11 protein-coding genes and 1 pseudogene are annotated in these 10223 nt (G+C 43.9%); 8 read left to right on the forward strand and 4 right to left on the reverse strand.

Annotation, left to right across the window (positions count from 1 at the left end; translation table 11 throughout):
• Position 1 precedes the first annotated feature (1 nt).
• From WAO38_RS10495 to WAO38_RS10505, 3 genes are read left to right on the forward strand one after another with little or no spacing between them, the layout of a single operon-like run.
• The gene (locus WAO38_RS10495) at positions 2–133 is read left to right on the forward strand and encodes a helix-turn-helix domain-containing protein (RefSeq protein WP_422236911.1); all 132 of its coding nucleotides are present in this window, start codon (positions 2–4) and stop codon (positions 131–133) included.
• A gap of 60 nt (positions 134–193) precedes the next feature.
• Positions 194–700, forward strand: a complete 507-nt coding sequence (locus WAO38_RS10500; RefSeq protein ID WP_422236892.1) for a ferritin-like domain-containing protein — start codon at positions 194–196, stop codon at positions 698–700.
• Positions 697–1155, forward strand: a complete 459-nt coding sequence (locus WAO38_RS10505; protein ID WP_422236894.1) for an ankyrin repeat domain-containing protein — start codon at positions 697–699, stop codon at positions 1153–1155. The genes WAO38_RS10500 and WAO38_RS10505 overlap by 4 nt, the downstream gene beginning before the upstream one ends.
• On the opposite strand, the gene WAO38_RS10510 is transcribed toward WAO38_RS10505, so the two are convergent.
• Together WAO38_RS10510 and WAO38_RS10515 are read right to left on the reverse strand one after the other, a co-directional pair.
• On the reverse strand, positions 1150–1521 hold the full coding sequence (locus WAO38_RS10510; RefSeq protein WP_422236896.1) for a YbgC/FadM family acyl-CoA thioesterase: 372 nt from the start codon (positions 1519–1521) through the stop codon (positions 1150–1152). The genes WAO38_RS10505 and WAO38_RS10510 overlap by 6 nt on opposite strands.
• 132 nt (positions 1522–1653) lie before the next feature.
• The gene (locus tag WAO38_RS10515) at positions 1654–3069 is read right to left on the reverse strand and encodes an SDR family oxidoreductase (RefSeq protein ID WP_422236898.1); all 1416 of its coding nucleotides are present in this window, start codon (positions 3067–3069) and stop codon (positions 1654–1656) included.
• A gap of 231 nt (positions 3070–3300) precedes the next feature.
• Here WAO38_RS10515 and WAO38_RS10520 point away from each other — a divergent pair, with 231 nt between their 5' ends.
• Genes WAO38_RS10520 through WAO38_RS10535 form a run of 4 tightly spaced genes read left to right on the forward strand, consistent with a single transcriptional unit; the run spans position 3301 to position 7489 of the window.
• Positions 3301–3756, forward strand: coding sequence for a (2Fe-2S)-binding protein (locus WAO38_RS10520; RefSeq protein WP_422236900.1), 456 nt, complete (start codon positions 3301–3303; stop codon positions 3754–3756).
• A gap of 2 nt (positions 3757–3758) precedes the next feature.
• A complete protein-coding gene (locus WAO38_RS10525; RefSeq protein WP_422236902.1) occupies positions 3759–5891 on the forward strand; it encodes a molybdopterin cofactor-binding domain-containing protein in 2133 nt (710 codons plus the stop codon).
• Positions 5892–5898: 7 nt separating this feature from the next.
• Positions 5899–6909: an XdhC family protein gene (locus tag WAO38_RS10530; RefSeq protein ID WP_422236904.1), complete on the forward strand. Its 1011-nt coding sequence runs from the start codon at positions 5899–5901 to the stop codon at positions 6907–6909.
• Positions 6899–7489 (forward strand): nucleotidyltransferase family protein, encoded by a 591-nt coding sequence (locus WAO38_RS10535; protein WP_422236905.1) that lies wholly within the window; start codon positions 6899–6901, stop codon positions 7487–7489. The genes WAO38_RS10530 and WAO38_RS10535 overlap by 11 nt, the downstream gene beginning before the upstream one ends.
• Here WAO38_RS10535 and WAO38_RS10540 read toward each other — a convergent pair.
• Both WAO38_RS10540 and WAO38_RS10545 read right to left on the reverse strand, forming a co-directional pair.
• Positions 7484–7867, reverse strand: coding sequence for a DUF779 domain-containing protein (locus tag WAO38_RS10540; protein ID WP_422236907.1), 384 nt, complete (start codon positions 7865–7867; stop codon positions 7484–7486). The genes WAO38_RS10535 and WAO38_RS10540 overlap by 6 nt on opposite strands.
• A 69-nt stretch (positions 7868–7936) precedes the next feature.
• Positions 7937–9433, reverse strand: coding sequence for an aldehyde dehydrogenase family protein (locus WAO38_RS10545; RefSeq protein WP_422236909.1), 1497 nt, complete (start codon positions 9431–9433; stop codon positions 7937–7939).
• Between the two features lie 345 nt (positions 9434–9778).
• Between WAO38_RS10545 and WAO38_RS10550 the strand changes: the two are divergent.
• Positions 9779–10223, forward strand: a pseudogene (locus WAO38_RS10550) (hypothetical protein); the annotation flags it as partial.

Here is a 10223-nt window from a genome sequence, read left to right on the forward strand (position 1 = left end):
GTTGCTCGGTATTACCCCGGAAACTCTGTCCCGAATGTTGAAAAAACTGAAAGCGGAGGGGATAATCACTTTATCCAAGTCGAGCGGGCTAAATCTTTTACTTCCGGATAAACTTAATAATTACTGCGGATAATAATTTTCCTTTAAGAGGGACAGTGATAAAGTTGAATCAATTATTACTGAGGAGACTCCAATGGGTAAAAGAGGTATCTCACTTCTTCGAGGAATCGAAGCGCAAACGGTTTATGAGTTGCTCAATAAAGCATATTGTGACGAATGGCTTGCTTATTATCAGTATTTCATTGAATCCAAAGTGGTCAAAGGGTTAATGAAAGATGCCGCCATTGTGGAACTGACGCAGCATGCCGCTGATGAGCTTCGTCATGCTACGATGCTGTGTGACCGTATTATTCAACTCGGCGGAACTCCTGCTCTTCACCCGGCACAATGGCTGGAAAATTCCAACTGCGGCTACGAAGCACCGACCGAACCCGATGTACGTAAAGTGCTGGAACAGGCGATCAAAGGTGAACAGTGTGCCATAGGAGTCTATTCCAATATCCTGGATATCACCCGCGAAAAAGACATTATCACCTACGACTTGGTTTCTCAGATTTTGGCAGACGAAGTAGAACACGAAGAGGATCTTCAAGCTCTGTTTGACGATATCGAAGAGTTTATCGAGCAATTTAAAAAATGATGGGGATACAAAAGATTTTACTGGTCTGCTTTTTAGCGACAACCTGCCTCAACGGGGCAGACATACTTAATCTGGTAGGGCTTTTGGATCGAAACGATACCCAGACATTTCAATCCCAGATCCAAACCATCCAAGATGCCAATGCCGCACGTGAAGACAACAACAAAACGATTTTGATGTATGCCAGCTGGGTCGGCAATACCGAAGCGGTCAAGTATCTGATCGACAAAGGCGCCGATGTCAACGCCCAAGACACAGGTGGAGCAACGGCCCTGCATCTTGCCGCATGGAAAGGGTTTACGCCGATCGCTTTGTATCTCCTGGAAAAAGGTGCCTCCGGGCGTGCGATGAGCAAAGACGGAATGACACCTTTGGATATTGCAATGATGCGCGGGAATCAGGAAATCGCCGAAGCGATCGAAAAAGCGGCTCCGAAACTGAAACCGCTTTTATAACGCGGATAAAAACGCCTTCTCTGAAGCAGGGATTTTCGCCATTTTCCCTGAAAAATCGATATACACGAGATCAATGATCATCTCAAAAACTTTCTCATCTTCTCTGAAAATCTTCTGTGAGAGGGTAAAAGAAGCATTTTTAATCCCCAGTAGAGAGGTTTTAACCTCTAAAATATCTCCGAATTTCGCACTTTTAAGATAATCCGCTTCGATGTGCTTGGCTACGAAATGCCCCCCTTCTAAAATCGGAGAACGCCCCGCATCAAAAAACAGCTGGCTCCGCGCACGTTCGCAAAAATTAAGATAATTAGAGTGATACACGACACCACCGACATCGGTATCCTCATAATATACGCGTATGGTCATTAAAGTCCCTATTTATCGATATTTTATTCCATAACACATGCGGTTTAGAATATGTATATTTCTACGCTAAATATAATGCATATCATAACACTTTATATAAATTATTTTTGTATTTATGACATTTATACCGTATCATTTAGCTGATTTTTCAATGATTGATTTTGCCATATTCGAAAATATCAAATAATGCAATGGAATTAAGAGATACCAATATACCCTGCCCAGTAAACCATAGGGATAAAAATATGCACTCTGAATCAATTTTCCTTCATGGATTTTAAATTCCAGCCATGCTTTGCCGGGTAGCTTCATTTGGGCATATAGAAGAAGCCTCTCATTTTCGACGATATCCACCACTTTCCAAAAATCCAGACTGTCGCCAAGTCTTAATGCTTTCGGATCCCTGCGTCCTCGGTTGATCCCTGCCCCTTTGAACAGTTTATCAATTCCCCCTCGTATTTTCCAGAGCCAGTCATAACCGAACCAGCCGTTCTTGCCCCCGATCGAACAAAAACTGCGATAGACATTCTCCGCGTTCATTGTGCCGATATCGATGACTCGGCGATCCAAGAATAAAGCATTGGCAGGATCATGAGCGTGATCTATTTCCCACGTCCCTGCTCCGCTGTCACTCCAACGGCTCATGACCTGATTGGATTCAATCTCATGGATAGCCTGTCTGACGGCTTCTTCAAGGGAATGGGATTGGATATGAAATAATTGATGGCGAAGATCATTCGTAACCGTCACTTCGCTTTTCAGTCCTTCGATAAGCGAACTTGCCACGCTGTAAGGGACGGGAGTAAACAGTGCAAGCCAGTACGATGAGAGTTTTGGGGTCAAGACGTTTACCGGAATAAGATAGCGTTTGAGCCCCATAGCCGAAGCTATACGAAGCATAAGATCTCCGTAACTCATCGCCTCTTCTCCGATGTCGATCATCAGGTTCGATTCGGTTTTGAGATAAAGAGCATCTCTGAGATAGGCTATGACATCCTCTACCCCTATGGGTGTGACCATTGTACTGACCCATTTTGGGGTTATCATGACGGGGAGTTTTTGAACCAGATGTCGGATGATTTCAAAACTCGCACTTCCGGAACCGATGATGACCCCTGCACGGAACCAGATACAGTGTACCGCATCAGGTCGTGAACTGAGGATTTCGCCTGTCTCGATCCGGCTGAGCAGATGTTCGCTTCCGGTTTGTTTGTTCCCCAATCCGCCGAGATAAATAATCGTCTTAACCTTTTGCCGTATGCAGGCATCCAAAAAGTTTTGCGCACTTTGGCGGTCAAGGTCTTTGAAATTCGTTTGGTTCAGGCCGTGAATCAGGTAATAAGCAACATCAATCCCCGCCAATGCATCATCAAGCGTCTGGGGTTCAAGCACATCGGCTTGAACGATTTCGCACTCTTCTTTGGCTGATTCAGAAATACTGTGCACATTACGAACCATCAAACGCAATCGTATATCGGATTGTTTCATGAGCACATGTTTGAGCCGACGGCCGATATAGCCGCTTGCTCCGGTCAGTAGTATTTGCATGAAACACCTCCATAATAAAACATTATAAAGTTTTTTATCTCAAAAACAAGTACGTAACCATCTTTCATCCATCGGTGCAGTTCTCTTGATAAGATCACAGAAACGTAATTTATAGATTAAACAATAGCAAAAAGTTATATTTTACGAGGATAAATATCGTAACTCTATCGCTATTTTGAAGCTATTCTGATTCTATATACTTTCCAAAAGATAAGTATCAAAAGGATAACTATGACAACTAAATTAAAGATCGACGGCATAACCTATGATGTTACTGTTGATGAGGAAACACCTTTATTGTGGGTACTCAGAGAGTATTTAAATCTAACCGGAACCAAATACGGATGCGGAGTCGCCCAATGTGGAGCATGTACCGTTTTGGTTGACGGGAAAGCCATCAGAAGCTGTGCAACATTTTTAAAAGAGATCGGCGATAAGGAAATCATGACCATCGCCAATACAACCGATCCTCTTCTCAAAAAAGTTCAAGAGGCCTGGGTTGAAGAAGATGTACCGCAATGCGGCTATTGCCAATCGGGCCAGATCATGAATGCAACCGGTTTGCTTAAAGCCAACAGCAACCCTACCGAAGAAGAGATCATCGCCGAAATGAATGGAAATATTTGCCGATGCGGCACCTATAACCGTATCAAAAACGCCATTAAAAAAATAAATGCAGGAGCTTAATTATGGGACTCTCACGAAGAACTTTTCTTAAAAATACCACACTGGCTACGAGTGCTTTTATCATTGGATTTTATTTACCGTCAAAAGCACGGGCTGATGAAGCGGCAAAAGAACTATTGCACCCTAATGCATTTATTAAAATTGATGCGGACAATACCATTACCTTTCTAATGGGGCAAGCGGAAATGGGGCAGGGAACCTATACGGCTCTTGCCATGTGTATAGCGGATGAACTGGATGCGGATTGGGATGCGGTCCATTTTCAAGCGTCCGGGATTGATCCTGTCTATAATTCGGTTTTTGGGCCATGGATGTTGACGGCTGGTTCCACGTCTATCAGTACAAAACAGCTTGAAATGCGCAAAGTCGGCGCTGCCATTAACGAAATGCTCAAAAAGGCCGCTGCTAAAAAATGGAATGTAGCTCTCTCGGAGATTAAAACGAAAAACTCCCATGTCATCAATATCAAGACAGGGGATCAGTTCACTTATGGGGAACTGGCATCCGATATCAAAAACATGAGTATCCCTGAAAATCCCGAATTGAAAGCTCTGAAAGATTGTTCTCTTATCGGAAAACCTACAAGAAGACATCACTCCGAAGCCTGGGCCAAAGTAACCGGACAAGCCGAATACGGCATTGACGTACGTATGGAGAACCTCAAATATGCTGCAGTCTTGCATCCAGCTGTTTTCGGTGCCAAAATCGTCAGTTTTGATCCGACAGAAGCCCTAAAACGCAATGGAATAATCAAAATCAAACAAATTCCTAACGGAATCGCCGTCATCGCAGAACACTGGTCTCAGGCAAAAGAGGCATTAAATCATATCAGTGTCGTATGGGACAAAGGTGCATTTGCCGCCATCAGCACTGCTGATTTGCAAAAAGAATATAGCGATCTTTTAGACAAGCCCGGCGCATCGATGCGTAAAGACGGCAATACGGCTAAAGCCTTCAAGGAAGCGCACTCGATTATCTCCGCAGAGTATGAATTCCCGTTTCTAGCCCACGCGCCGATGGAACCTCTCAACTGTACCGTTCATCATACGGGTACAAGTGCCAAAATGTGGACCGGAGGACAGGTGCAAACCGTCTACCGCAATAATTGTGCAGAAATACTGGGAATCAAGCCTGAAGCTGTGGAATATAACAACACCTTCCTAGGCGGTGGATTCGGACGTCGAGCTGCAGCGAATTCGGACTATATCAACGATGCAGTCTACACCGCAAAAGATGAAGCATGGCCGATCATGACCCTTTGGACGAGAGAAGATGATATCCGCATGGGGAACTATCGTCCTATGTATAAAAACAAAGCCCGTCTGGCTCTTAATAAATTCGGAGACATCACGGCTTTCGAAGCCAAAGTCGTCGGACAACCGGTTGTCAAAGATACGATCCTCGGATTCTTGTTTAAAGACGGTGTAGACTGGGCTCAATGGGACGGTCTGACCGATCACCCCTACAGCATTATGAACCATGACATGCAGTCTCATTCGCCGAGTTCCCCTATTCCCGCATTATGGTGGCGTTCGGTAGGACATACCCAAACCGCTCCGATGGTAGAAGGTATCGTCGATGAAGCGGCGCATAAAGCCGGTATGGATCCGATCGCGTACAGAATCAGTATGCTGGATGATTTACGATGCATCAAACTGTTAGTGGATGTCAAAAGGATCTCCGATTGGGGAAATCGCAAAAAAGAGAAAAATGTCGGATACGGTGTTGCCCTCGTCAAATCATTTGGAAGTATTGTGGCGCAAGTCGCCAAAGTAAGAGTCTCCAAAAATGATTTTAAAGTGGAAAAAGTATGGTGCAGCGTCGATTGCGGCTTTGCACTCAATCCGCTCAATATAGAGAACCAGATGATCAGCGGAATCAACTTCGGACTTGCACCGACAAAGTACAGTGAAATCACGATCAAAAACGGTGAAGCGGAGCAAAATAATTTTTACGATTATCTTGTCACACGTATTTCCGATGCTCCGGATATCGAAGTCAGTATTGTCAATTCAGGTGACAAAATAGGCGGTATAGGTGAGACGGCAGTTCCTCCTATCTTTCCGGCAGTCGCCAATGCCATTTTTGATGCGACCGGAAAACGGTACCATTCACTGCCGATCAAAATAAGTTAGGGTTATCATGTTCGCGCATAAAGATTTTATCAATTTTATACTACAGGCGAAAAGCGACAAAAAAGATATCGTCTGTATCAATGTCTTGGATACGGAAGGTTCCGTATATCGTAAAAGCGGTGCGACAATGCTGGTGAATTCCGACGGTAAATTCATCGGTGTTGTCAGCGGAGGATGTTTTGAAGAGGATATTGTCCATTGTGCGAAAGATATCCTCTCTAAGCATGAAGGAAAATATGTCGTCCATGATTTGCGGATGAAAGACGACAGCTTGGACAGCTGGGGAAAAGGTGTCGGATGCAATGGTCTGATCAAACTATGGATGGAACCGTTTTATTACAACCAAAATTACGGTGCCATCGGCATTGCGCTGGAATATGCGTTAAACGGCATCCGGCAAACATTGATCCGGTCAACCCAGAATCAGGGCATTTACCGCTTTTCATCCGAAGAGCGGAAAGAAGAGATGTTCTTTGATGAAGAGGCACAGTTTTTTTATCAGAAAATAAACTCCCCCTACCGGTTGTTGATTTTGGGAGCAGGTCCGGGCAGTGAGCCGTTACTCTCGATCGCCAATACACTCGGATGGCAAACCGCCATCTGCGATACACGAACCTCCAATCTCACACATGTCCACTCTGCCGATGAAACACACTTGCTCAATGACTGCAATGAAGTGCATGAGGTCTTGGAACGTGATTTTGATGCGGCTGTTGTGATGAGTCATAACTTTAACAGCGATGCCGTCTATTTACAAGCATTATTGAATTCCGAAGTCTCCTATATCGGGATGATGGGGCCTCAAAAAAGAACGAAGAGCATCATCAGCTCTTTCAGCCAATTCAGTGAGACTCTTTTTATGGATCCGAGACTGCATAATCCTATCGGATTGGATTTGGGAGGAGAGTCACCGGAATCGATTGCATTGTCTATCTGCGCTGAAATAGAGGCGGATCGAAACCGGGCGATTCCGATGTCGCTTCGAGAGAAAAAAAAGGTGGCGATTCATGCCAACTGAACATAAGCTTGAGATACTGATTATGGCAGCAGGCACTTCAAGCCGCTTAGGTCAGCCCAAGCAGCTTCTAGAACTAAAAGAGCATGCTCTCATATGGCATGCAGCCACACAGGCTTTGGAACTTTCCCCTCATGTTACGGTTGTTCTGGGACATCACAATGAGCAATGCCGTAACGCAATCAAAGATTTGCCTCTCAAAACAGTGGTCAATGCGAATTATGAAGAGGGATTGGGAAGTTCTATTGCTTATGGAGTATCCACATTGGATGATTGCAATAGTATTTTGATCATGCTCTGTGACCAGCCTTTGATTCCGCAATCACATTATGAAGCGTTGATACAGACATCTAAAGAATATCCCGAGTTGATTATTGCATCGCACTATCAGAAAAAATCCGGTGTGCCTGCCGTATTTCCGCAGCAATACGTTCCTTCTCTCCTAAAACTGCAAGGAGACAAAGGGGCCAAAGTCTTGCTTGAAACCAATATCTATCAATATATTCCTCTGAGCACGAATGCATCACGAGATATAGACACCCCGGAAGATTGGGAAAAAATAGCAGCTCACTTTTCATTATGAAACGGGAGCATGCTCACTGATATAGCTATATTCTTCATCCGTAAAGATCCGTGACCTCGTGATAAACTGATACCCCAAATCGATCTCCAATGAAAACGAATTTCCAAATGCACTCTTTTCCTCTTTGACATCGATGATGATCTGAGAATGGCGGAAGTATTCGAATTGGTCTTTGTCGATAAAAAACTCGCATCCGCATATTTCACCGAGTTTGACATTTCTGCTGGGAACGTAAAAATCACTTTTTTCATAGCACATTGGAGCCGTTCCGTCACAGCAGCCGCCGCTTTGGTTAAAGACCAACTCTCCGTTTTGTTTTTTCAATAATTCGATGATTTCTGCAGCTTTGGGGGTGAGGGTTAATCGTTCTATGTTCATATTCAATTCCTAAGATACTCTATGAGCGGGATCAAAAATATTTGACCCGCTCTATGTTTCAACTATCGATTAAAAAAATCCCATAGCGCTTTTGTTGTACGACGTTAAGATATTTTTCGTGTGACGGTATGAGTTGAGCATCATCATGTGCGTTTCTCTGCCGAGACCCGATTTTTTGTATCCGCCGAACGATGCGTGTGAGGGGTACATGTGATAGCAGTTGACCCAAACACGCCCTGCTTCAATTCCTCGGCTGATTTTGTGGAGCTGATGAGCATCGCGTGACCATACTCCTGAACCCAATCCGTAGATCGTGTCGTTGGCGATAGCCAATGCTTCTTCTTCGTCTTTGAAGGTCGTAACGGCAAGAACCGGCCCGAAGATCTCTTCTTGGAAGATACGCATTTTATTGTGCCCTTTAAATACGGTCGGCTGGATGTAAAATCCGTTCGGATAAGTTTCTGACTCATAGACATTTCCGCCGATGAGACACTCTGCCCCTTCTTCTTTCCCGATGTTGATGTATTCGAGAATTTTCTCTTTTTGATTGAGGGAGCATTGTGCACCCATCATGTTGGTGACATCCAAAGGATTTCCTAATTTGATCGCTTCCATACGTTCTAAAACACGTTTCATAAACGGTTCATAGATCGACTCTTGGATAAGTGCCCGGGAAGGACAGGTACATACTTCACCGGAATTAAAGGCGAAAAGGATCAACCCTTCGATCGCTTTGTCAAAGAATTCATCGTCGGCATCCATAATCGATTCAAAAAAGATATTCGGAGATTTACCGCCGAGTTCCAATGTGGTAGGAATGATGTTCTCCGTCGCGTATTGCATGATCAACTGACCGGTTGTCGTCTCTCCGGTAAATCCTACTTTTTTAACATCCGGATGGGTCGAGATGTATTTGCCGATTTTTCCGCCGGCACCGTTGATAATGTTGATGACACCTTTTGGAAGAACGTCCTGGATAGCTTCCATCAAGAGCAAAATCGACATAGGAGTTGCAGAAGCCGGTTTCATGACGATACAGTTACCCGCCGCCAATGCCGGAGCCAATTTCCATGCCGCCATCAATAACGGGAAGTTCCACGGAATGATTTGGGCAACCACACCGTAGGGCTCAAAAATCTCTTGAGAAATGGTATTTTCATCGATATCCGCAACGGTACCGGACTCGGCTCGGATGACAGATGCAAAATATCGGAAGTGATCAACGACTAACGGGACATCCGCATACAGTGTTTCCCGGATCGTTTTACCGTTATCCAACGTCTCAGCAATCGCCAAGTCTTCCAATTTAGCTTCGATCGCGTCTGCGACTTTGTTGAGCATAATGCTTCGTTCAACGACAGAAGTATGTTTATACGTTTGGAATGCTTTGTTCGCTGCTTGGATTGCCAGTTCGACATCAGCTTCATTTGATCTTGGAATTTTGGTTAAAACTTCACCGTCGACAGGAGAAATATTCTCAAAATACTCGCCACTTATAGGAGCTACCCACTCTCCACCAATGAAATTCTCATATTGAGCTTTGTAAGTCGGTTTTGCGTATGCCACTTTTTTTCCTTTGATTCAATTTCGTGAAGAAAACTGAGGGATATTTTCCCCGCAATTTTTTCTCTGGTAACACTTTATAATAGATTAATAGCTTGAATAAAGCGAAAGATATGTTTCACGCCTTTGTTATACAAAATATACAACGCGATAATTTTTTGATATTACATACACACTATATTACTATCGATGAAGGATGTCGAGACAAAATATATATATTATTATTTATTATATTAATGCTATTTTGAAGCTATTTACATTTTATATACTTTTACTTATTAATGAACATGGAAATCCGATTATATCGGCCACTTCTATGCTCAATACAATTTAATTAAAAGGGTTTGTATGTTCGGATTGTTTAAATCAGCTGCGATGCAGCGAGAAATATCTCGTGCGGCGGAGACACCTATGATGTCGATTACGTTGCGAGAAAGCGAAATTGGCAACGGTAAATTGGAACGTCTCCCTTTTACGCCCAAAGTGGCTATCGGTTTTGTCTCTGCCGCACTCAATTTCAATGCCGTTTCTTCGCGTCTAAAACAAGTCCTCCCCAATGATACGACACTGATACTCTCGACAACTGCCGGAGAACTGTGCAGTTTTAACCAATCCGACCCTATTTCCAACCTCTACTCCCAATCCAATGCCGGGACGGGGGATAATATTGTCTTAATGCTGTTTTCGACAGAAATGATCAGTGATGTATTTGTGGCATCCATTCCACTGAAAAGTGAAGATATCGCAACCAGTTCTAAAAATGCGGCCTCCAGAGTCGCGGCCATTTCAGATG

Origin of the sequence: Sulfuricurvum sp., assembly GCF_049277495.1 — a bacterium.
Taxonomy (GTDB): domain Bacteria; phylum Campylobacterota; class Campylobacteria; order Campylobacterales; family Sulfurimonadaceae; genus Sulfuricurvum.

Excerpts from the sequence above, each read along its gene's own strand:
- WAO38_RS10530 (WP_422236904.1), top strand. The coding sequence starts at position 5,899 with ATGTTCGCGCATAAAGATTTTATCAATTTTATACTACAGGCGAAAAGC.
- WAO38_RS10525 (WP_422236902.1), top strand. The coding sequence starts at position 3,759 with ATGGGACTCTCACGAAGAACTTTTCTTAAAAATACCACACTGGCTACG.
- WAO38_RS10500 (WP_422236892.1), top strand. The coding sequence starts at position 194 with ATGGGTAAAAGAGGTATCTCACTTCTTCGAGGAATCGAAGCGCAAACG.
- WAO38_RS10520 (WP_422236900.1), top strand. The coding sequence starts at position 3,301 with ATGACAACTAAATTAAAGATCGACGGCATAACCTATGATGTTACTGTT.
- WAO38_RS10505 (WP_422236894.1), top strand. The coding sequence starts at position 697 with ATGATGGGGATACAAAAGATTTTACTGGTCTGCTTTTTAGCGACAACC.
- WAO38_RS10540 (WP_422236907.1), bottom strand. The coding sequence starts at position 7,867 with ATGAACATAGAACGATTAACCCTCACCCCCAAAGCTGCAGAAATCATC.
- WAO38_RS10515 (WP_422236898.1), bottom strand. The coding sequence starts at position 3,069 with ATGCAAATACTACTGACCGGAGCAAGCGGCTATATCGGCCGTCGGCTC.
- WAO38_RS10535 (WP_422236905.1), top strand. The coding sequence starts at position 6,899 with ATGCCAACTGAACATAAGCTTGAGATACTGATTATGGCAGCAGGCACT.
- WAO38_RS10510 (WP_422236896.1), bottom strand. The coding sequence starts at position 1,521 with ATGACCATACGCGTATATTATGAGGATACCGATGTCGGTGGTGTCGTG.